Origin of the sequence: Streptomyces sp. NPDC021096, assembly GCF_040641275.1 — a bacterium.
Taxonomy (GTDB): domain Bacteria; phylum Actinomycetota; class Actinomycetes; order Streptomycetales; family Streptomycetaceae; genus Streptomyces.
This window is the reverse complement of the sequence record NZ_JBFADG010000014.1, coordinates 1-21346: the sequence shown is the minus strand read 5'-3', so window position 1 is coordinate 21346 and position 21346 is coordinate 1. Positions and strand designations below refer to the sequence as shown.

General features: G+C 71.1%; 17 protein-coding genes. 15 read left to right on the top strand and 2 right to left on the bottom strand.

Features of this window, described 5'->3' with window-relative positions:
* Nucleotides 1–36: 36 nt before the first annotated feature.
* Nucleotides 37–3123, top strand: a complete 3087-nt coding sequence (gene uvrA / locus AB0G59_RS19065; RefSeq protein ID WP_360912991.1) for an excinuclease ABC subunit UvrA — start codon at nt 37–39, stop codon at nt 3121–3123.
* A gap of 160 nt (nt 3124–3283) precedes the next feature.
* Here uvrA and AB0G59_RS19060 read toward each other — a convergent pair whose 3' ends face one another.
* Nucleotides 3284–4201, bottom strand: a complete 918-nt coding sequence (locus AB0G59_RS19060; RefSeq protein ID WP_360912989.1) for a carbohydrate kinase — start codon at nt 4199–4201, stop codon at nt 3284–3286.
* A gap of 85 nt (nt 4202–4286) precedes the next feature.
* Between AB0G59_RS19060 and AB0G59_RS19055 the strand changes: the two genes are divergently transcribed.
* Nucleotides 4287–4721: a Rieske (2Fe-2S) protein gene (locus tag AB0G59_RS19055; RefSeq protein ID WP_360912987.1), complete on the top strand. Its 435-nt coding sequence runs from the start codon at nt 4287–4289 to the stop codon at nt 4719–4721.
* A gap of 18 nt (nt 4722–4739) precedes the next feature.
* Here the strand turns inward: AB0G59_RS19055 and AB0G59_RS19050 are convergent, their stop codons facing one another.
* Complete coding sequence (locus tag AB0G59_RS19050) at nt 4740–5681, bottom strand: hypothetical protein (RefSeq protein ID WP_360912985.1); 942 nt, start codon at nt 5679–5681, stop codon at nt 4740–4742.
* 311 nt (nt 5682–5992) lie between these two features.
* Between AB0G59_RS19050 and AB0G59_RS19045 the strand changes: the two genes are divergently transcribed.
* From AB0G59_RS19045 to pgi, 13 genes are all read left to right on the top strand, one after another.
* A complete protein-coding gene (locus tag AB0G59_RS19045; RefSeq protein WP_360912983.1) occupies nt 5993–6616 on the top strand; it encodes a papain-like cysteine protease family protein in 624 nt (207 codons plus the stop codon).
* Between the two features lie 5 nt (nt 6617–6621).
* Nucleotides 6622–7488, top strand: coding sequence for a hypothetical protein (locus AB0G59_RS19040; protein WP_360913148.1), 867 nt, complete (start codon nt 6622–6624; stop codon nt 7486–7488).
* Between the two features lie 177 nt (nt 7489–7665).
* On the top strand, nt 7666–9648 hold the full coding sequence (gene uvrC / locus AB0G59_RS19035) for an excinuclease ABC subunit UvrC (RefSeq protein WP_360912981.1): 1983 nt from the start codon (nt 7666–7668) through the stop codon (nt 9646–9648).
* A 142-nt stretch (nt 9649–9790) separates the two neighbouring features.
* A complete protein-coding gene (gene rapZ / locus AB0G59_RS19030) occupies nt 9791–10729 on the top strand; it encodes an RNase adapter RapZ (protein ID WP_071964482.1) in 939 nt (312 codons plus the stop codon).
* Complete coding sequence (gene yvcK, locus AB0G59_RS19025; RefSeq protein WP_360912978.1) at nt 10726–11778, top strand: uridine diphosphate-N-acetylglucosamine-binding protein YvcK; 1053 nt, start codon at nt 10726–10728, stop codon at nt 11776–11778. Before rapZ ends, yvcK begins: the two co-directional genes overlap by 4 nt.
* The gene (gene whiA / locus AB0G59_RS19020; protein WP_071964484.1) at nt 11769–12776 is read left to right on the top strand and encodes a DNA-binding protein WhiA; all 1008 of its coding nucleotides are present in this window, start codon (nt 11769–11771) and stop codon (nt 12774–12776) included. Before yvcK ends, whiA begins: the two co-directional genes overlap by 10 nt.
* Nucleotides 12777–12979: 203 nt before the next feature.
* A complete protein-coding gene (locus AB0G59_RS19015; RefSeq protein WP_360912976.1) occupies nt 12980–15322 on the top strand; it encodes a M14 family metallopeptidase in 2343 nt (780 codons plus the stop codon).
* Nucleotides 15323–15481: 159 nt separating this feature from the next.
* On the top strand, nt 15482–16486 hold the full coding sequence (gene gap / locus AB0G59_RS19010) for a type I glyceraldehyde-3-phosphate dehydrogenase (RefSeq protein ID WP_071964485.1): 1005 nt from the start codon (nt 15482–15484) through the stop codon (nt 16484–16486).
* Nucleotides 16487–16638: 152 nt separating this feature from the next.
* Nucleotides 16639–17850: a phosphoglycerate kinase gene (locus tag AB0G59_RS19005; protein WP_360912973.1), complete on the top strand. Its 1212-nt coding sequence runs from the start codon at nt 16639–16641 to the stop codon at nt 17848–17850.
* Nucleotides 17851–17856: 6 nt separating this feature from the next.
* Nucleotides 17857–18633, top strand: coding sequence for a triose-phosphate isomerase (tpiA, locus tag AB0G59_RS19000; protein ID WP_360912972.1), 777 nt, complete (start codon nt 17857–17859; stop codon nt 18631–18633).
* Nucleotides 18634–18762: 129 nt separating this feature from the next.
* Nucleotides 18763–18999 carry a preprotein translocase subunit SecG gene (gene secG / locus AB0G59_RS18995; RefSeq protein WP_079274375.1) on the top strand — a complete coding sequence of 79 codons (237 nt, stop codon included), beginning with the start codon at nt 18763–18765 and terminating at the stop codon, nt 18997–18999.
* A 161-nt stretch (nt 19000–19160) separates the two neighbouring features.
* Nucleotides 19161–19496 (top strand): RNA polymerase-binding protein RbpA, encoded by a 336-nt coding sequence (locus AB0G59_RS18990; RefSeq protein ID WP_003957010.1) that lies wholly within the window; start codon nt 19161–19163, stop codon nt 19494–19496.
* A 117-nt stretch (nt 19497–19613) separates the two neighbouring features.
* On the top strand, nt 19614–21275 hold the full coding sequence (gene pgi, locus AB0G59_RS18985; RefSeq protein WP_360912969.1) for a glucose-6-phosphate isomerase: 1662 nt from the start codon (nt 19614–19616) through the stop codon (nt 21273–21275).
* The last annotated feature ends 71 nt before the right edge of the window (nt 21276–21346 follow it).

The window sequence follows — 21346 nt, the reverse complement described above, 5'->3', positions numbered from 1 at the left end:
CCCCAGAGCCGACTCTCAAGAAAGGTGCCGACCGGCGTGGCAGACCGTCTCATCGTCCGTGGCGCTCGCGAGCACAATCTCAAGAACGTCTCGCTCGACCTCCCGCGTGACTCCCTCATCGTTTTCACCGGGCTTTCGGGGTCGGGCAAGTCCTCCCTCGCGTTCGACACGATCTTCGCCGAGGGGCAGCGCCGCTACGTCGAGTCGCTCTCCTCCTACGCACGGCAGTTCCTCGGGCAGATGGACAAGCCCGACGTGGACTTCATCGAGGGCCTGTCCCCGGCCGTGTCCATCGACCAGAAGTCGACCTCGCGCAACCCGCGCTCGACGGTCGGCACGATCACCGAGGTCTACGACTACCTCCGCCTCCTCTTCGCCCGCATCGGCAAGCCGCACTGCCCCGAGTGCGCGCGGCCCATCACCCGCCAGTCGCCGCAGGCCATCGTGGACCGGGTGCTGGAGCTGCCGGAGGGCAGCCGCTTCCAGGTGCTCTCCCCGCTGGTGCGCGAGCGCAAGGGTGAGTTCGTCGATCTCTTCTCCGACCTGCAGACCAAGGGCTACAGCCGGGCCCGGGTCGACGGCGAGACCATTCAGCTCTCCGACCCGCCCAAGCTGAAGAAGCAGGAGAAGCACACCATCGAGGTGGTCGTCGACCGCCTCACCGTCAAGGAGAGCGCCAAGCGCCGGCTCACCGACTCGGTCGAGACCGCGCTCGGCCTGTCCGGCGGCATGGTGATCCTCGACTTCGTCGACCTCGCCGAGGACGACCCCGAGCGTGAGCGGATGTTCTCCGAGCACCTCTACTGCCCGTACGACGATCTGTCCTTCGAGGAGCTCGAGCCGCGCTCCTTCTCCTTCAACTCGCCCTTCGGCGCGTGCCCCGACTGCACCGGCATCGGCTCGCGCATGGAGGTCGACCCCGAGCTGATCGTCCCCGACGAGGACAAGTCCCTCGACGAGGGCGCGATCAACCCCTGGTCGCACGGTCACACGAAGGACTACTTCAACCGTCTCGTCGGCGCCCTCGCCGACGAGCTCGGATTCCGCACGGACATCCCCTGGGCCGGCCTCCCGCAGCGCGCCAAGAAGGCGCTGCTCAACGGCCACCGCACCCAGATCGAGGTGCGCTACCGCAACCGCTACGGGCGCGAGCGCGCGTACACCACGGCCTTCGAGGGCGCGGTCCCGTTCGTCAAGCGGCGCCACTCCGAGGCCGAGAGCGACTCCAGCCGCGAGCGCTTCGAGGGCTACATGCGCGAGGTGCCCTGCCCCACGTGCGAGGGCACGCGGCTCAAGCCGATCGTCCTGGCGGTCACGGTCCAGGGCCGCTCCATCGCGGAGGTCTCCGCGATGTCGATCAACGAGTGCGCCGACTTCCTGCGGGACATGAAGCTCACCGGGCGCGAGAAGAAGATCGCCGAGCGGGTGCTCAAGGAGGTCAACGAACGCCTGAGGTTCCTCGTCGACGTCGGCCTGGACTACCTCTCGCTCAACCGCGCCGCCGGCACCCTCTCCGGCGGTGAGGCGCAGCGCATCCGCCTCGCCACGCAGATCGGCTCCGGCCTTGTCGGCGTGCTCTACGTCCTGGACGAGCCGTCCATCGGCCTGCACCAGCGCGACAACCACCGCCTGATCGAGACGCTCGTGCGCCTGCGCGACATGGGCAACACCCTGATCGTCGTCGAGCACGACGAGGACACCATCAAGGTCGCCGACTGGGTCGTCGACATCGGCCCCGGCGCCGGTGAGCACGGCGGCAAGGTCGTCCACAGTGGTCCGCTCAAGGAGCTGTTGAAGACCGAGGCGTCGATGACCGGGCAGTACCTGTCCGGCAAGCGCTCCATCCCCACCCCCGAGATCCGCCGGCCCGTCGACGGTTCGCGTCGTCTGACCGTGCGCGGGGCCCGGGAGAACAACCTGCGCGACATCGACGTGTCCTTCCCGCTCGGGGTGCTCACGGCCGTCACCGGTGTCTCCGGTTCCGGTAAGTCGACGCTGGTCAACGACATCCTCTACACCCACCTGGCGCGCGAGCTGAACGGCGCCCGGGCCGTTCCCGGCCGGCACACGCGCGTGGACGGCGACGACCTGGTCGACAAGGTCGTCCACGTCGACCAGTCGCCCATCGGCCGTACGCCGCGCTCCAACCCGGCCACGTACACCGGTGTCTTCGATCATGTCCGCAAGCTCTTCGCGGAGACGATGGAGGCGAAGGTCCGCGGCTATCTGCCGGGCCGCTTCTCCTTCAACGTCAAGGGCGGCCGCTGCGAGAACTGCTCCGGCGACGGCACGATCAAGATCGAGATGAACTTCCTGCCGGACGTGTACGTGCCGTGCGAGGTCTGCCACGGTGCGCGCTACAACCGGGAGACCCTGGAGGTCCACTACAAGGGCAAGTCCATCGCCGAGGTCCTGGACATGCCCATCGAGGAGGCGCTCGGCTTCTTCGAGGCGGTGCCCACGATCGCGCGTCACCTGCGCACGCTCCACGAGGTGGGTCTGGGCTACGTACGGCTCGGGCAGTCCGCGCCGACCCTCTCCGGTGGCGAGGCGCAGCGCGTGAAGCTCGCGAGCGAGCTGCAGAAGCGGTCGACGGGGCGGACGGTGTACGTCCTCGACGAGCCGACGACCGGTCTGCACTTCGAGGACATCAGCAAGCTGATCTCCGTGCTGTCGGGGCTGGTCGACAAGGGCAACACCGTGATCGTCATCGAGCACAACCTCGATGTGATCAAGACTGCCGACTGGGTCGTCGACATGGGCCCCGAGGGTGGTGCGGGCGGTGGCCTCGTCGTCGCCGAGGGCACGCCGGAGGAGGTCGCGTCGGTGCCGGCCAGCCATACGGGCAAGTTCCTGCGCGACATGCTGGGTGACCGCGTCAGCGACGCGGCCGCGTCGCCCGCGCCGTCGGCGCGGAAGGCTGCGAAGCGGGCGCCGGCGAAGAAGACGGTCGCTGCGGCGACGGTGGCGGGGGCCGCGAAGAAGACGGTCTCGGCGCGGACCAAGGCCGCGGGGGCGGCCAAGAAGACGGCCACGGCTGCTTCGGCGAAGAAGACCGCCACCGCGAAGAAGACCGCTACGGCGGCGAAGAAGGCGGTGGCGGCCAAGGCCCGCAAGGCCTGAGCCGGTCCGGTGCGCGTCGGCGCCCGGCTGCGGAGGGTTCGGCACCGCCGGACTCCGCCGTCGGGCGCCTCGCCGTTGCGGCGGGGAGGAGTTCCCCAGTCCCGCCCCTTCCCGAAACCGGGGGCTCCGCCCCGGGCCCCCGGGGCGGGCTGGGCCAGCCCTACGCCCCCACCTCCGCCGCGAACGGGGGCTGGGCTCCCGCTCGGGAGCAGGTTGTGGACGCCGCGTGGGCCGCGAAGGTGAGGGTGTCCTGCCAGGTGGGGCCGTCCAGGGTGGCCAGGGCGTCGGGGGAGAGGGCGGTCAGGCGGGACAGGCGGTGCAGAAGGGCGGCGTTCACGGTGTCGCCCGCGCCGATCGTGTCCACGACGTCCACCCGTCGTGCCGGGACGGCGTACGTCCGCCCCTCCCGGGTATGGACGGACAGGCCCTCCTCGCCCCCGGTCACGACGACGGCGGCGGGGCCTGACGCCAGCCAGTCGGTGACCTCGCCACCCAGCCACCGCGCGTCCTCCGCCGACAGCTTCAGCAAGGTCACGTCCGGCAGCCACGACAGGAAGCGCCGGCGGTACGCGGCGGCGTCCCCGATGATCTCCGGACGGATGTTGGGGTCGAGCAGGGTGAACACCCCGCGCCGGGCCTCGCGCCGCAGCAGCGCCTCGTACGCGCTCGCACCCGGCTCCAGCACCAGGGAGCACGTTCCCAGGCACAGCGCCTCGGTACCCTCCGGCAGCGCGTCCGGCAGTGCGAAGAGACGGTCCGCCGTGCCGCCCGCGTAGAAGCCGTAGCCCGCCGAGCCGTCCGCGCCGATGGCCGCCACCGCCAGCGTCGTGGGCTCCGGGCCGCGCTGCACCAGGGAGAGGTCGACGCCCGCCACCCGCAGGCCGCCCAGCAGCGCCTCGCCGAAGCCGTCCGCCGACACCCTGGAGCAGAAGGCGGTGGGCGTGCCCAACCGGCCCAGCGCGAGAGCGGTGTTGTAGGGGCCGCCACCGCACCGCGGCAGCAATGCCGGCAGGCCGCCGTCGCCCCCGGGACCGTCGGGCACGAGGTCGATCAGGGCTTCTCCGGCGACGACGATCATGGGGTGGAGTCCTCTCGGTAAGCGGAGCAACCAGTGCCGGTATTGTCGCTGTGTCGCATCGCCGCCCTTCCCCGTTGGAGCCCCCATGTCCAGCCCCACTGCTTCGCCGGCGTCCCGCCGCACCGTGCTGCGCGGAGCCGCCCTGGCCGGTGCCGCAGGGCTCGGCGTCACCGCCTGCTCCGGCGGTACGGGCGGCCCCAAGGGACCCGCGGTGCCGACCGCGCCCGTGGACCTCGGGGCGGCGGGCGAGGTCCCCGTCGGCGGGGCCCGGCTCTACCGCGAGCAGCGGCTGGTCGTCTCGCAGCCCGCGGCGGGGAAGTACAAGGCGTTCAGCGCGGTGTGCACGCACGCCGGCTGCGTCGTCGACAAGGTCGAGGACGGCAAGGTCAGCTGCCCCTGCCACGGCAGCACGTTCGACGCCACCACCGGCAAGGTCCTCCAGGGCCCGGCGAGCGTGGCCCTGCCGGCCGTTCCCGTCAAGGCGGACGGCGGCAAGCTGATCGCGGGCCCGGAGGCCTGAGCCGCGCGGGAGGCGCGCCTACGACCAGTCCCAGGCGATCCCCAGGATCCCCGGCCGCACCCCCTGCTCCACCAGGTGCACCCCCCGGTGGCGCCCCGCCAGCGTCAGCTCCTGCTGCCCGCCGCGCGGCGCGCCCGCCGACGCCTGGGTGAAGCGGCGGCAGCGGACCGGCAGCGCGGCGTCGTCGAAGCGCACCTGCAGCACGTACTGCCCGCCCGCGAAGCTGAAGCCCCGCACGTACTCGCTGCTCGTACCGCCCGTACCGTCGTCGAAGCCGTAGCGGAAGACATGGGTCTCCCCGGCGCGCAGCCGGGTGTCGAAGAGGAGCTCGGCGACGAGCACGCCGGCCGCGGTGTGCCACCGCACCCGGCCCACCCGGCAGTTCTCGGTGGCCCGCACGGCCACCTGCCCGGGGTCGCAGCCCGGGTCGCCGTGGTGAATGGCCACATAGCGGTCCACCCCGTCGCGATGCGCCCGCACCACATGGTGCGAGTCACGGGCGCGCAGCTCACGGTGCGCGCCGATCAGCACCCGCTCCAGCTGGCAGACGGTGTGCAGGCCGCCGTCCTCCGGCGACTCCAGATCGGCCAGCAGCCGCTCCAGGACCCGGGACTCCTCCACCAGCGAGCGGTACGAGCGCGCGGCCGGCCGGTCCGGGGCCGTCCGCGCGGGGGGCTCCGCGAGTAACCGGGTCAGGGCGTGCGCGGGCAGGTCCAGGACGTCCTCCAGCACCCGCACCGCCCGGAGCGACTCGGGACGGCAGGGCCGCCGGGCGCCCTGCTGCCAGTAACTCAGGCTCGTCACACCGACCTTCACCCCGCGCTGCGCCAGCCGGTGCTGCACCCGGTGCAGGGCGAGCCCGCGCGCCGACAACGCCATGCGCAACGCCAGGTGGAACGGGCCCGTGCGCAGCGCCTGCGCCAGTTCGGCTTCGGCAGCGCGTGGGGTGCTGCGTGCCATCCGTTCGCTCCTTCGTGATGCTCCGCGCCGAGCTCCCTGTGCCGCCCCCCGCGCGGCGCCCGCCGCGAAGGCCGTGCAAAGCCCTGTGTGAATGTGAACGTTCACCTATGCCGTCGGGGGCGCCGGTGGCCGGGAGCGTCGCATTCCTCCTGGACGGGCACCCGCCGTTCACATCCGATTCGATCTGTTCACACCGTGGCCCCACGCGGTATTGAAGCCGGTTGACCAGTTCCCGACAACACCCGATGCTCCCCACACGCGTCCGGATGCGCTCCTCCACCACCAACCCCCCGCCACGGGAGGAACGCCACATGACCCGTGCTTCGGCATCGGCACACAGAGAGAAGTCCCGCATACGCGGCAGACGGCTGTCCCTGGCCACCCTCGTCGCCTGCGCCCTGCTCGTCGTCCCCACAACGGCGAACGCGGCGACCGGCGAACAGGTCGCTGTGCGTGCGACGAACAAGCTCAACATCAGCATGCAGGCACAGGAGAAGACGAACTGGTGCTGGGCGGCGTCCGGCAACACCATCGCCACCTGGATGGGCCGCAAGTACAGCCAGAACCAGTTCTGCAACGCCGCGTTCAACCGGACACAGGGCACCACCTGCCCCAACAACCAGGCCACGCTGGGCAATGTGCAGAACGCCCTCGCCTGGGCCGGCATCAACCAGGGCTCGTACGTCAGCGGCTGGCTGCGCTACGCGACCGTCAAGGCCGAGATCGACGCGGGCCGTCCCGTGGAGACCCGCATCGGATGGCAGTCCGGCGGCGGCCACATGCACGTCATCTACGGGTACGACGATTCGGGCAGCATGGTCTACTGGGGCGATCCCTGGCCCTCCAGCAACCGCTACAACTGGGCGGCGCACAGCTGGTACGTCGACAACAACCAGTTCTCCTGGACCCACTCGCTCTACCGGATCGGGGCGTGAGGGCCATGACGCACCACGACCACTCGCGCTCGCGCCGGAGCGCGGCCCGCGCCGCTGCCGCCGGCGCCCTGACCGCCGCGCTGCTCGGCCTCGCCCCGCTCGCGCACGCCGCGCCGCCGCCCCTCCCCGCCCCGCCGCCGGCGGCCGGGGTCGCCGAGGCCCACGACGCGGCGACGGCACCCGCCACGCTCACCACCCTCTCGCGCTTCTTCGCCCGCGACGGCGCCCTCACCACGGCGGGCGCACGGCCGAGGATCGAGGGCGCGACGGTGCCCGTCTACACGCTCGCCCCGGAGTTCGTGGCGGGCAGGGACGGGGCCGCCATCGCCTCGTTCGACTTCCTCGCCAGCGCGGCGGTGGCGGCCGACGGGCAGAAGGCCTCGGTGTGGACCGCCCGCACCGGGGACGGCTGGAAGGTCGTCAACATCGCCACCGGTGACGACGAGACACGCTACGCGGCCGAAGGGGCGCGCACGCTGGAGGGCGGGACCGTCTTCCGCGAACCGCAGATCAACGCCTGGTACGTGCAGCGGGGCGAGAAGGTCCTGCCGCTCGACGAGGACGCCGTCCGCGCGATCGGCAAGCAGGGAACCACCGTCGACGCCTACCGCACCCGCGTGCACCAGGCCTACGGCGACAAGCTGCCCGGCTCCGCCTATGCGAAGAAGGGCACGGCCGGCGGCTTCGAGGAGAGCGCACCGAACGGCGGGAGCTCCGCCGCAGGGGAGGCCGGCGCGGACCGGACGGCGACCGCGGCGCCACGCGGCGACGCCGGCTCGCCGGCCGCGGCCTCCCTCGCGACGGCGGGAGGGGCGACGGCCCTGGCCCTCGGCCTGGGCACCGTGGCGGTGCGCAGGCCGAGGCGCCGCTGACCGGCCGGGCCACCCCCCCCGGTGAGGGCCCCGGGTCCTCAGCGGGACCCGGCGGTCCGCCCCTTCGCCGCGGCCCCGGCAGCCACCGCTGCCGGGGCCGCGGTGCGCCTTACGGCCCCGGGCCCGTACCGGCCGCCGGACGACGGATTGTCACTGCCCGCAAGTAGGGTGTGTGACATGGCCGACCCCAGCAGCTACCGACCCAAGCCGGGACAGATCCCCGACTCGCCCGGGGTCTACAGGTTCCGTGACGAGCACGGCCGCGTGATCTACGTCGGGAAGGCGAAGAGCCTGCGCCAGAGGCTCTCCTCGTACTTCCAGGACCTCGCCGGTCTGCACCCGCGCACGCGGACGATGGTCACCACGGCCGCGTCCGTGGAGTGGACCGTGGTCTCCACCGAGGTCGAGGCGCTCCAGCTCGAGTACTCCTGGATCAAGGAGTACGACCCGCGCTTCAACGTGAAGTACCGCGACGACAAGAGCTACCCCTCCCTCGCGGTCACGCTGGGCGAGGAGTTCCCCCGCGTCCAGGTCATGCGCGGCCCCAAGAAGAAGGGCGTGCGCTACTTCGGCCCGTACGCCCACGCCTGGGCCATCCGCGAGACGGTCGACCTGATGCTGCGGGTCTTCCCCGTACGGACCTGCTCGGCCGGTGTGTTCAAGCGCTCCGCCCAGATAGGACGCCCCTGCCTGCTCGGCTACATCGGCAAGTGCTCCGCCCCCTGCGTCGGCCGCGTCAGCGCCGAGGAGCACCGCGAACTGGCCGAGGAGTTCTGCGACTTCATGGCCGGGCGTACGGGCGCGTACATCCGCCGTTTGGAACAGCGGATGCATGATGCCGCCGAAGAGATGGAGTACGAGAAGGCGGCCCGGCTGCGGGACGACATAGAGGCGCTCCGACGTGCCATGGAGAAGAACGCCGTCGTCCTCGCCGACGCCACCGACGCCGACCTGATCGCGGTCGCCGAGGACGAACTCGAAGCGGCCGTGCAGATCTTCCACGTCCGCGGCGGGCGCGTGCGCGGCCAGCGCGGCTGGGTGACGGACAAGGTCGAGGCCGTCGACACCGCGGGCCTCGTCGAGCACGCCCTCCAGCAGCTCTACGGCGAGGAGAGCGGCGACGCCGTCCCCAAGGAGGTCCTCGTCCCCGCCCTGCCCGACCCGGCCGAGCCCGTCGCCCAGTGGCTGGCCGCGCGCCGCGGCTCCCGCGTCGACCTGCGCATCCCGCAGCGCGGCGACAAGAAGGACCTCATGGCCACGGTCCAGCGCAACGCCCAGCAGGCGCTCGTGCTGCACAAGACCAAGCGCGCCTCCGACCTCACGACCCGCTCCCGGGCCCTGGAGGAGATCAGCGAGGCCCTCGGCCTGGACTCGGCGCCGCTGCGCGTGGAGTGCTTCGACATCTCCCATCTGCAGGGCCAGGACGTGGTGGCGTCCATGGTGGTCTTCGAGGACGGCCTCGCCCGCAAGAGCGAGTACCGCCGCTTCCAGATCAAGGGCTTCGCCGGGCAGGACGACGTCCGCTCCATGCACGAGGTGGTGGGCCGGCGCTTCCGGCGCTACCTGCAGGAGAAGATGAAGACGGGGGAGTGGACCGAGGAGGCCCCCGGCGACGAGAGTGACGAGCCGCTCCCGGAGGACGACGGCAAGCCCAAGCGCTTCGCCTACCCGCCGCAGCTGGTCGTGGTCGACGGAGGAAAGCCGCAGGTCATGGCCGCCAAGCGGGCCCTGGACGAGCTCGGCGTCACCGATGTGGCCGTCTGCGGCCTCGCCAAGCGGCTGGAGGAGGTCTGGCTGCCGGACGAGGACGACCCGGTGGTCCTGCCGCGCACCAGCGAGGGCCTGTACTTCCTGCAGCGGGTCCGCGACGAGGCGCACCGCTTCGCCATCTCCTACCAGCGCAGCAAGCGCGCCAAGAGCTTCAAGGCCGGACCGCTCGACGCGGTCCCCGGCCTCGGCGAGACCCGCAAGCAGGCGCTCCTCAAGCACTTCGGCTCGCTCAAGCGGCTGCGCGCCGCCACGGTCGAGCAGATCTGCGAGACGCCCGGCATCGGCCGCAAGACGGCCGAGACCATCGCCGCGGCGCTCGCCGGGGCGGCGCCCCCGGCTCCGGCCGTCAACACGGCGACGGGCGAGATCATGGACGACGCGGAGGAATGATGGACCTGGCCGCACAGGACGGCTCCCGCGGACGGCGCACGGACCGGCGCCGCCCGCGGCCCGGGCCGTGGGCCCGGGAAAGCCGCAGTATGGAAGAGAGGACGGCGCCGAAGGCGTCGTCGGCAGAACGGGGGAAGACAGCATGAACGTGACCGACCGGGACGGAGCAAAGGTGAGTACGGGCACGACGACGGCGGCGGACGCGACCGGCGAGGCGGCGGGCATCCCCGAGCTGGTGATCATCTCCGGCATGTCGGGGGCGGGCCGCAGCACCGCCGCCAAGTGTCTGGAGGACCTCGGCTGGTTCGTCGTGGACAACCTGCCGCCCGCACTGATCCCCACCATGGTGGACCTCGGCGCCCGCTCCCAGGGCAACGTGGCGCGCATCGCCGTGGTCGTGGACGTACGCGGCCGGCGGTTCTTCGACAACCTCCGCGAGTCCCTCGCGGACCTCGCCGCCAAGAAGGTCAAGCGGCGGGTGATCTTCCTGGAGGCGTCCGACGACGCCCTGGTGCGCCGCTTCGAGTCGGTGCGCCGCCCGCACCCCCTGCAGGGCTCCGGGCGCATCGTCGACGGCATCGCCGCCGAGCGCGACCTGCTGCGCGAGCTGCGGGGCGACGCCGACCTCGTCATCGACACCTCCAGCCTCAACGTCCACGAGCTGCGCGCCAAGATGGACGCCCAGTTCGCGGGCGAGGAGGAGCCGGAGCTGCGCGCCACTGTCATGTCCTTCGGCTACAAGTACGGCCTGCCCGTCGACGCCGACCTCGTCGTGGACTGCCGCTTCCTGCCCAACCCGCACTGGGTGCCGGAGCTGCGTCCCTTCACGGGCCTGAACGAGGAGGTCTCGGGCTACGTCTTCAACCAGCCCGGCGCTAAGGAGTTCCTCGACCGCTACACCGAGCTCCTGCAGCTCATCGCCGCCGGCTACCGCCGCGAGGGCAAGCGCTACGTGACGATCGCGGTCGGCTGCACCGGCGGCAAGCACCGCTCCGTCGCCATGTCCGAGAAGCTCGCCCACCGTCTCGTCTCGGAGGGTGTCGAGACCGTCGTCGTCCACCGGGACATGGGGCGCGAGTGACCGGCCGCACCCCCCGCATGCGCCGCGTCGGCAGACTGGTCCCGAGCCGCCGCCGCAGCGGCGCCGAGGGCCGTCCCGCCCGCGGCGCGCAGCCCAAGGTCGTCGCCCTCGGCGGCGGCCACGGGCTGTCCGCCTCCCTCGCCGCGCTGCGCCGGATCACCGGCGACCTGACGGCCGTCGTCACCGTCGCCGACGACGGCGGCTCCAGCGGCCGGCTCCGCGACGAGCTGGGCGTGCTGCCCCCGGGCGACCTGCGCAAGGCCCTGGCGGCGCTGTGCGGCGACGACGACTGGGGCCAGACCTGGGCGCGCGTGATCAAGCACCGCTTCGAGAGCCGGGGCGAGCTGCACGGCCACGCCGTCGGCAATCTCCTGATCGTCGCCCTCTGGGAACAGCTGGGCGACCATGTGCAGGCCCTGGACCTGGTCGGCAAGCTGCTGGGCGCGCACGGCCGGGTGCTGCCCATGTCGGCGGTCCCGCTGGAGCTCCAGGCGCTCGTACGCGGCCACGACCCGGCCGCCCCCGACGAGGTCACCACCGTGCGCGGCCAGGCCACCGTGGCGCTCACCCCCGGCGAGGTGCAGTCCGTGCACGTCGTCCCGGAGGACCCGCCGGCGGTGCCCGAGGCCGTGGAGGCGGTGCTGGACGCGGACTGGGTCGTGCTCGGCCCGGGCTCCTGGTTCTCCTCCGTCATCCCGCACCTGCTGGTGCCCGAGCTGCTGCAGGCGCTGCAGGAGACCAAGGCCCGCCGGGTGCTGTCGTTGAACCTCGCACCACAGCCCGGGGAAACCGATGGCTTCTCCCCGCAGCGTCATTTGGAGGTTTTGGCCCGACACGCCCCTAAACTCGCCCTGGACGTGGTGCTGGCCGACGAGGCCGCCGTGCCCGACCGGGACAGCCTCACCGATGCCGCCAAGCGGCTCGGGGCAACGGTCGAGCTGGCGCCGGTCGCCTCGCCCGACGGCTGCCCGACGCACGACCCGGAGCTGTTGGCCGCCGCGTACGACCGTATTTTTCGGATGCATGGAAGGATCGGCCCATGGCGATGACGGCAGCGGTGAAGGACGAAATCTCCCGGCTTCCCGTCACCCGGACCTGCTGCCGGAAAGCGGAGGTCTCGGCGATCCTGCGGTTCGCGGGCGGGCTGCACCTGGTCAGCGGGCGCATCGTGATCGAGGCGGAGCTGGACACCGGTATCGCCGCCAGGCGGCTGCGCAAGGACATCCTCGAGATCTTCGGACACGCCTCCGACCTGGTGGTGATGGCCCCCGGCGGGCTGCGCCGCGGCAGCCGGTACGTGGTGCGGGTGGTGGCGGGCGGTGACCAGCTGGCGCGCCAGACCGGACTGGTCGACGGCCGCGGCCGTCCGATCCGCGGGCTGCCCCCGCAGGTCGTCTCCGGTGCCACCTGCGACGCGGAGGCCGCCTGGCGGGGCGCCTTCCTGGCCCACGGCTCGCTCACCGAGCCCGGCCGCTCCTCCTCCCTGGAGGTGACCTGCCCCGGCCCCGAGGCGGCGCTGGCGCTGGTCGGCGCGGCCCGCAGACTCCAGATCGCCGCCAAGGCCCGGGAGGTGCGCGGAGTGGACCGCGTGGTCGTCCGGGACGGTGATGCGATCGGCGCGCTGTTGACGCGGCTCGGCGCCCATGAGTCCGTCCTGGCCTGGGAGGAGCGGCGGATGCGCCGCGAGGTGCGGGCGACCGCCAACCGCCTGGCCAACTTCGACGACGCCAACCTGCGCCGCTCGGCGCGGGCCGCCGTCGCCGCGGGCGCGCGCGTCCAGCGGGCGCTGGAGATCCTCGGCGAGGAGGTGCCCGAGCACCTGGCCGCCGCCGGACGGCTGCGCATGGAGCACAAGCAGGCCTCCCTGGAGGAGCTGGGCGCCCTGGCCGATCCGCCGCTGACCAAGGACGCCGTCGCCGGCCGGATCCGCCGCCTGCTGGCCATGGCCGACAAGCGCGCCCAGGACCTCGGCATCCCCGGCACCGAGTCCAACCTCTCCGACCTCTCGGACCTGTCCGAGGAGATGGCCGAGGGCATGGTCGGCTGAGCCCGGCACCGCGCCCCGTTCGTTCCCGTTCGCCCCTGTCGCCCGTGAAGGCGGCGGGGGCGTCGTGCTGCGGGGGAGGGGCGCAAAACGCACCGTTGACATGATCATGCAGCGTCACCAGCCTGGCGTGCATCCACTGACGTGACAGGCAATGGCAAGGGGGGCTCATGAGACACAAGGCGAGAAAGACATACACGGGCGCCGTGGTGGCTTCGCTGTTACTCGGCGGGCTCGCCGCGGCACCCTTCGCCCAGGCGCGACCCGCCACGGGCACCGCGCGAGCACAGGCCGGCCCGGACACGATGTCCGTATGGACCGCGGACGTCACCTCCGCGCAGGTCCCGCTCCTGCTCGCGGCCGGCGTCGACGGCCACGAGCTGGGCGAGCGCATAGCCGACGGCAAGAAGGCATCCGTCGAGCTCCACCTCACCGCACCACAGGCCGACGAGCTGCGCCGGCAGGGCGTCGACCTCACCGAGAAGCGCGTCTCCCCACGCGTCCGCGAGAACCTCAAGGCCCAGGGCGACGGCGTCTTCCGCCCGTACAGCGGAAAGAACGGCCTGCGGCAGGAGATCACCGACACCGCCCGCACCCACCCCGCCCTCACCAAGGTCGTCAGCATCGGCAAGACCGTGCGCGGCCAGGACATCCTCGCCCTCAAGCTCTCGAAGGACGCGGCGAAGAGCCCCGACGGCGCCAAGCCCGCCGTGCTCTACATGTCCAACCAGCACGCCCGCGAGTGGATCACCCCGGAGATGACCCGGCGGCTGATGCACCACTACCTCGACCGCTACGGCAAGGACGAGCGGATCACCCGGATCGTGGACCGGACCGAGCTGTGGTTCGTGCTCTCCGCCAACCCCGACGGCTACGACTTCACCTTCGAGAGCCCCGCCAACCGGCTGTGGCGCAAGAACCTGCGGGACAACAACGGCGACGGGAAGATCACCCCCGGCGACGGCGTCGACCTCAACCGCAACTACGCCTACAAGTGGGGCTACGACAACGAGGGTTCCTCCCCACGGCCTGGCTCCGAGACCTACCGCGGCCCCAGCGCCTCCTCCGAGCCGGAGACCAAGGCCCTGGACGCCTTCGAGAAGCGCCACCGCTTCACCTACGCCGTCAACTACCACTCCGCCGCCGAACTCCTGCTCTACGGCGTCGGCTGGCAGGTCGCCACCCCCACCCCCGACGACGTCCTCTACAAGGCCCTCGCCGGCACCCCGGAGAAGTCCGCGATCCCCGGCTACCACCCGCAGCTCTCCTCCGAGCTCTACACCACCAATGGCGAGGCGGACGGCCACGCGGCCAACGCCAACGGCACGATGATGTTCACGCCGGAGATGTCGACCTGCCAGACCGTCTCCCGGATCGATCCCGACGACCGCTGGAATCCGGCCGACTGCCAGTCCCACTTCAACTTCCCCGACGACGAGAAGCTGATCCAGCAGGAGTTCACGAAGAACATCCCCTTCGCCCTGTCCGTCGCCGAGACCGCCACCCGCGGCGACCGCCCCGCCTCCGCCGTCGGCCTCGACGCCCCCGACTTCACCCCGCACGCCTTCACCACCTCCTACGCCCGCGGCAAGGCCCAGACCGTCGCCGTCACCGCCCGCAAGAGCGTCCGCGACAAGCGCCTCAACTACCGCATCGACGGCGGACGCACGCACACCGGGGAACTGCGCGCCTGGGACGGCGGCGACCGCTACGGCGGCGAGGACAACATCCGCTTCGACCAGTACCGCGCGGCCGTCGAAGGAGCCCGGCCCGGCTCCACCGTCAGCGTCTGGTTCACCGGCCGCACCGCCGACGGCAAGCGGACCGCCAGCGAGCCCTTCACCTACACCGTGGCCAGGACACCGCGCGCCGACACGCTGATCGTCGCCGACGAGGGCGGCAGGACGCCGGCACGCGACGCGGGCGTCTACGCCAAGGCCCTGGCCGACAACGGCCGCGGGACCGCCCTCTGGGACGTCGCCGAGAAGGGCGCTCCCGCGGCCCTGGGCGTCCTCTCGCACTTCGACACGGTCCTGTGGTACTCCGGCACCTCCCGCCCCGACGGCGCCACCCTGCTGGCCGTACGCGACTTCGTCAACGAGGGCGGCAAGCTGATCACCGCCGGAGTGAAGGCGGGCGGCAGCTCGCGGGTCGGCCCGGCCGACACCGACGACTTCGCCCAGTACTACCTCGGCGCGGGCGCCCGCACCCAGTTCGCCCGGGCCGCGCGCTTCACCGGCGCCGGCGAGCTCACGGGCACCACGGCCGCCCTCGGCGCCGGCGGGGGACCGCTGCCGCTCGCCGGGGCCTACAGTCCGATCTCCGACCAGCTGCCGCCCGACGCCTTCCCGCAGTTCCGCAGCGCCGCGGCCGGCGAGTACGGCCCGACGGTCACACAGGGTGACGAACCGGGGGAGCGGGCCGCCCGCGCCACGGCGGCCGTCACCACCCGCGACACCGTCCTGCTGGGCTTCGGTCTTGAACACGTGTCCGACCCCCGCGAGCGGGCCGGGCTGGTCGGCGCCGCGCTGCGCGCCATCGGCGGCTGACCTGCAGTTGAGCGCCTTCGAGCACGGCTGAGCACGGTTTGAGAACCCCGCCGCCAATGTCACGTACCTCCCCTGTTAGAGGTAGGGTCGGTGGTGGTCGGGGACATCCCATACAGCCCGCCGGCGGACAGTCCGGCACACCAACGAGGAGATCGGTTCGTGACGATCCGCGTAGGCATCAACGGCTTTGGCCGTATCGGTCGTAACTACTTCCGCGCGCTCCTGGAGCAGGGTGCGGACATCGAGATCGTCGGTGTCAACGACCTGACCGACAATGCCACCCTGGTGCACCTGCTGAAGTACGACACCATCCTGGGTCGTCTGAAGCAGGAGGTCAGCCACACCGACGATTCGATCACCGTCGGCAACCAGACGTTCAAGACGATGGCCGAGCGCGACCCGGCCGCCCTCCCGTGGGGCGAGCTCGGCGCCGACATCGTCATCGAGTCCACCGGTATCTTCACCAAGCGCGAGGACGCGGCCAAGCACCTGGCCGCCGGCGCGAAGAAGGTCCTCATCTCGGCCCCGGCCAAGAACGAGGACATCACCATCGTGATGGGCGTCAACCACGACAAGTACGACGCGGCCAACCACCACGTCATCTCCAACGCCTCCTGCACCACCAACTGCGTGGCGCCGATGGCGAAGGTCCTCGACGAGAGCTTCGGCATCGTCAAGGGCATGATGACCACGGTCCACGCGTACACCAACGACCAGCGCATCCTGGACTTCCCGCACTCCGACCTGCGTCGCGCCCGCGCCGCCGCGGAGAACATCATCCCGACCTCGACGGGTGCCGCGAAGGCCACCGCCCTGGTCCTGCCGCAGCTGAAGGGCAAGCTGGACGGCATCGCCATGCGCGTCCCGGTCCCCACCGGCTCGGTCACCGACCTGGTCCTCGAGCTCGACCGCGAGACCAGCAAGGAAGAGATCAACGCCGCCTTCCAGAAGGCCGCCGAGGGTCAGCTCAAGGGCATCCTCGAGTACACCGAGGACGCGATCGTCTCCTCGGACATCGTCAACTGGCCGGCCTCCTGCACCTTCGACTCCTCCCTGACCATGGTCCAGGGCAAGCAGGTCAAGGTCGTCGGCTGGTACGACAACGAGTGGGGCTACTCCAACCGCCTGGTGGACCTGACCGTCTTCGTCGGGGGCCAGCTCTGATCGCTGCCTGACGCGACTGGCATAGTTCGCAGGCAACGGATGTAGGGGACGGGGCTCGTGCGACGCGATGGAGCGTCGTACGAGCCCCGTTCCATGACACTCACGGACTCCCCCGGCCACCGCTGGGAGGGGCCCCCAACCGGAGTCACTGCATGAAGACGATCGACGAACTCATCCAGGGCGGAGTCGCGGGCAAGCGGGTCTTCGTCCGCGCCGACCTCAACGTGCCCCTCGAAGGCACCACCATCACCGACGACGGCCGCATCCGTGCCGTCGCCCCGACGATCGCCAAGCTCGCCGAGGCGGGCGCCAAGGTGATCGTCGCCTCCCACCTGGGCCGTCCCAAGGGCGCCCCCGACCCCCAGTTCTCCCTCGCCCCGGCCGCGACGCGGCTCGGCGAGATCCTGGGCAAGAACGTCTCGTTCGCCACCGACACGGTCGGCGACAGCGCGAAGGCCACCGTCGCCGCTCTCGGCGACGGCGAGGTCACGCTGCTGGAGAACCTCCGTTTCAACGCGGGCGAGACGAGCAAGGACGACGCCGAGCGCGGCGCCTTCGCCGATGCCCTCGCGGCGCTGGCCGACGTCTACGTGGGCGATGGCTTCGGCGCGGTGCACCGCAAGCACGCCTCGGTCTACGACCTTCCGGCGCGCCTGCCGCACGCCGCGGGCGGCCTCATCGCCACCGAGGTCGGCGTCCTGAAAAAGCTCACCGACGAGGTCCAGCGGCCCTACGTCGTCGTCCTGGGCGGCGCCAAGGTCTCCGACAAGTTGGGTGTCATCGACAACCTGCTGGAGAAGGCCGACCGCATCCTCATCGGCGGCGGCATGTCGTACACCTTCCTCAAGGCCAAGGGCCACGAGGTCGGCATCTCGCTGCTGCAGGAGGACCAGATCCCGGTCTGCCTGGAGTACCTGGCGCGTGCCGAGAAGCGCGGCGTGGAGTTCGTCCTCCCCGTCGATGTCCTGGTCTCCGCCGACTTCCCGGACCTGAAGACCAAGGCCCCGGCCAACCCCGAGCTCGTCGCCTCGGACGCCATCCCGGCGGACAAGGAGGGCCTGGACATCGGCCCGAAGACCCGCGAGCTCTACGCCTCGAAGCTCGCCGACGCCGGCACCGTCTTCTGGAACGGCCCGATGGGCGTCTTCGAGCACCCCGACTACGCCAACGGCACCAAGGCCGTTGCCCAGGCTCTGCTGGACTGCGACGGCTTCACCGTCGTGGGCGGTGGCGACTCGGCCGCGGCCGTGCGCATCCTGGGCTTCGACGAGAACCGTTTCGGCCACATCTCGACCGGTGGCGGCGCCAGCCTCGAGTACCTCGAGGGCAAGACGCTCCCCGGCCTCGCCGCACTGGAGGACTGAACCACTGTGAGTGCACGCACCCCGCTGATGGCGGGCAACTGGAAGATGAACCTCAACCACCTCGAGGCCATCGCACACGTCCAGAAGCTCGCCTTCGCGCTCGCCGACAAGGACTACGAGGGCACCGAGGTCGCCGTCCTGACGCCCTTCACCGACCTGCGCTCGGTGCAGACCCTGGTCGACGGCGACAAGCTGAAGATCAAGTACGGCGCCCAGGACCTCTCGGCGTACGACTCCGGCGCGTACACCGGTGAGATCTCCGGCACGATGCTCGCCAAGCTCAAGTGCACCTACGTGGCCGTCGGCCACTCCGAGCGCCGCCAGTACCACGGCGAGTCGGACGAGGTCTGCAACGCCAAGGTCAAGGCCGCCTTCCGCCACGGCATCACCCCGATCCTCTGCGTGGGCGAGGGCCTGGACGTCCGCAAGGCCGGCAACCAGGTCGCGCACACCCTCGCGCAGGTCGACGGCGCCCTGAAGGACATCCCGGCCGAGCAGGCCGAGACGGTCGTCATCGCCTACGAGCCCGTCTGGGCGATCGGCACCGGCGAGGTGGCCACTCCCGAGGACGCCCAGGAGGTCTGCGGTGCGATCCGCGCCCGCCTGGTCGAGCTCTACAGCCAGGAGCTGGCCGAGAAGGTCCGCATCCAGTACGGCGGCTCCGTGAAGGCCGGCAACATCGCCGCGATCATGGCGCAGCCCGACGTCGACGGCGCCCTGGTGGGCGGCGCGGCGCTGGACGCCGAGGAGTTCGTCAAGATCGTTCGCTTCCGCGACCAGTAGACGATCAGCAGCAGCTATGACGACGGGTGCTCCCCGTCGTACCCTGTCGGGGCCGGGACCGGCGCGCATGGCGCCCCCCGGCCCCGCAGTGTTCTCCATCCGAGTCAGTCCGAGAGAGTTGGTCCAGCCGTGGTCATCGGGTTCTCGATCGCCCTCATCGTCTTCAGCCTGCTGATGATGATGCTGGTGCTCATGCACAAGGGGAAGGGCGGCGGCCTGTCCGACATGTTCGGTGGCGGCATGCAGTCCTCCGTCGGCGGCTCCTCTGTCGCCGAGCGCAACCTCGACCGGATCACCATCGTGGTCGGTCTGCTCTGGTTCGCCTGCATTGTCGCGCTCGGCCTGCTGATGAAGCTCGACAGCTGACGTACTGTCGTATCAGCGGCCTATGATGGGGCGCGCGTTCTTCCGGGCGGGCTGTAACTCCTGCCACTGGACGCGCGTTGGGCCTTACGTAGACTGGGGCGCCCGCGGCGCAGCCGCTCATTCCGGCACAGTGCAGCACCATCACGCAGGGAGTTACGACCGTGGCAAGTGGCAACGCGATCCGAGGAAGCCGGGTCGGAGCGGGGCCGATGGGGGAGGCCGAGCGGGGCGAGTCGGCACCGCGCCTCCGCATCTCCTTCTGGTGTTCCAACGGGCACGAGACGCAGCCGAGCTTCGCCAGCGACGCACAGGTGCCGGACACCTGGGACTGCCCGCGCTGCGGCTTCCCGGCAGGTCAGGACCGGGACAACCCGCCGGACCCGCCGCGTACCGAGCCGTACAAGACGCACCTCGCATACGTCCGTGAGCGGCGCAGCGACGCCGATGGCGAGGCGATCCTCGCCGAGGCGCTCGCCAAGCTCCGCGGGGAGATCTGAGCAGCGACAATCGAACATCGAAGCGGCCCGGCCGTACACCCCACCAGGTGTGCGGCCGGGCCGCTTCGATCATTTAGGTTTGGTTGTGCGAGGCAGCTACCGAGGAGAAGTGGGCTGATGTCCGAGAAGAACGCAGGAAGCCGCACCCGGCTCGACCAGACGCCCGAGTGGAACGCGCTGGCCAAGCACCGCGACGAACTCGGGGAGGTGCACCTGCGGGAGCTGTTCGGACGCGACCCGCAGCGCGCCGCGAAGTACGCGCTGACCGTGGGCGATCTGCACCTGGACTACTCCAAGCACCTCGTCACCGACGAGACCCTGCGCCTGCTGCGGGAGCTGGCCGCCGCCACGGGCGTCGCCGAGCTGCGGGACGCGATGTTCCGCGGCGAGAAGATCAACACCACCGAGGGGCGCGCGGTGCTCCACACCGCCCTGCGGGCCCCGGAGTCGGCCGTGGTGGAGGTGGACGGGCAGAACGTCGTCCCCGCCGTGCACGCCGTTCTGATGAAGATGCAGGTCTTTTGCGACCGAGTCCGTTCGGGTGACTGGAAGGGGCACACGGGCAAGCGCATCAAGAACGTCGTCAACATCGGCATCGGCGGCTCCGACCTCGGTCCGGCGATGGCGTACGAGGCGCTGCGCGCCTACACCGCCCGCGATCTGACGTTCCGTTTCGTCTCTAACGTGGACGGCGCGGACCTGCACGAGGCCCTGCGCGACCTGGACGCCGAGGAGACGCTGTTCATCGTCGCCTCGAAGACCTTCACCACGATCGAGACGATCACCAACGCCACCTCCGCGCGCAACTGGCTCCTCACCGAGCTGCGCGCGGGCGGGGAGGCGGTGGCCAAGCACTTCGTGGCGCTGTCCACGAACGAGGAGAAGGTCGCCGACTTCGGCATCGACACCGCCAACATGTTCGAGTTCTGGGACTGGGTCGGCGGCCGCTACTCCTTCGACTCGGCCATCGGGCTCTCCCTCATGCTCGCCATCGGCCCCGACGGCTTCCGCGAGATGCTGGCCGGCTTCCACCTCGTCGACGAGCACTTCCGCACCGCCCCGCCGGAGGAGAACGCGCCGCTGCTGCTCGGCCTGCTGGGCGTCTGGTACGGCAACTTCCACGACGCGCAGTCGCACGCGGTGCTGCCCTACAGCCACTACCTGTCGAAGTTCGCTGCCTATCTGCAGCAGCTGGACATGGAGTCCAACGGCAAGTCCGTCGACCGCGACGGACAGAGCGTCACCTGGGAGACCGGCCCGGTCGTCTGGGGCACCCCCGGCACCAACGGGCAGCACGCGTACTACCAGTTGATCCACCAGGGCACCAAGCTCATCCCCGCGGACCTGCTGGGCTTCGCCAAGCCGGTGGACGACCTGCTGCCGGGGCTGGTGGCCCAGCACGACCTGCTGATGGCGAACCTCTTCGCTCAGGGCCAGGCGCTCGCCTTCGGCAAGACCCCGGAGGAGGTCGCGGCGGAGGGCGTGCCGGCCGAGCTGGTCCCGCACAAGACGTTCCGGGGGAACCACCCGACGACGACGATCCTGGCGAGCGAGCTGAGCCCCTCGGTGCTCGGTCAGCTCATCGCGCTGTACGAGCACAAGGTCTTCGTCCAGGGCGCGATCTGGAACATCGACTCCTTCGACCAGTGGGGCGTCGAGCTGGGCAAGGTCCTCGCGAAGCGGGTGGAGCCGGCGCTGACGGAGGGCGCGGACGTGCCGGGTCTGGACGCGTCGACGGCGGCGCTTGTGTCGCGGTACCGCGAGCTGCGGGGGCGCTAGCCGCGCCGGGCCTGGGGGCAAGCCCCCAGGCCCCCTTTGTCCTCAAACGCCGGACGGGCTGCACATGCAGC

What these genes read in the sequence shown, in the direction of transcription:
- AB0G59_RS19060 (WP_360912989.1), bottom strand. Translation starts at nt 4,201, where the DNA reads ATGATCGTCGTCGCCGGAGAAGCCCTGATCGACCTCGTGCCCGACGGT.
- AB0G59_RS19055 (WP_360912987.1), top strand. Translation starts at nt 4,287, where the DNA reads ATGTCCAGCCCCACTGCTTCGCCGGCGTCCCGCCGCACCGTGCTGCGC.
- AB0G59_RS19050 (WP_360912985.1), bottom strand. Translation starts at nt 5,681, where the DNA reads ATGGCACGCAGCACCCCACGCGCTGCCGAAGCCGAACTGGCGCAGGCG.
- AB0G59_RS19045 (WP_360912983.1), top strand. Translation starts at nt 5,993, where the DNA reads ATGACCCGTGCTTCGGCATCGGCACACAGAGAGAAGTCCCGCATACGC.
- AB0G59_RS19040 (WP_360913148.1), top strand. Translation starts at nt 6,622, where the DNA reads ATGACGCACCACGACCACTCGCGCTCGCGCCGGAGCGCGGCCCGCGCC.
- uvrC (WP_360912981.1), top strand. Translation starts at nt 7,666, where the DNA reads ATGGCCGACCCCAGCAGCTACCGACCCAAGCCGGGACAGATCCCCGAC.
- rapZ (WP_071964482.1), top strand. Translation starts at nt 9,791, where the DNA reads ATGAACGTGACCGACCGGGACGGAGCAAAGGTGAGTACGGGCACGACG.
- whiA (WP_071964484.1), top strand. Translation starts at nt 11,769, where the DNA reads ATGGCGATGACGGCAGCGGTGAAGGACGAAATCTCCCGGCTTCCCGTC.
- AB0G59_RS19005 (WP_360912973.1), top strand. Translation starts at nt 16,639, where the DNA reads ATGAAGACGATCGACGAACTCATCCAGGGCGGAGTCGCGGGCAAGCGG.
- pgi (WP_360912969.1), top strand. Translation starts at nt 19,614, where the DNA reads ATGTCCGAGAAGAACGCAGGAAGCCGCACCCGGCTCGACCAGACGCCC.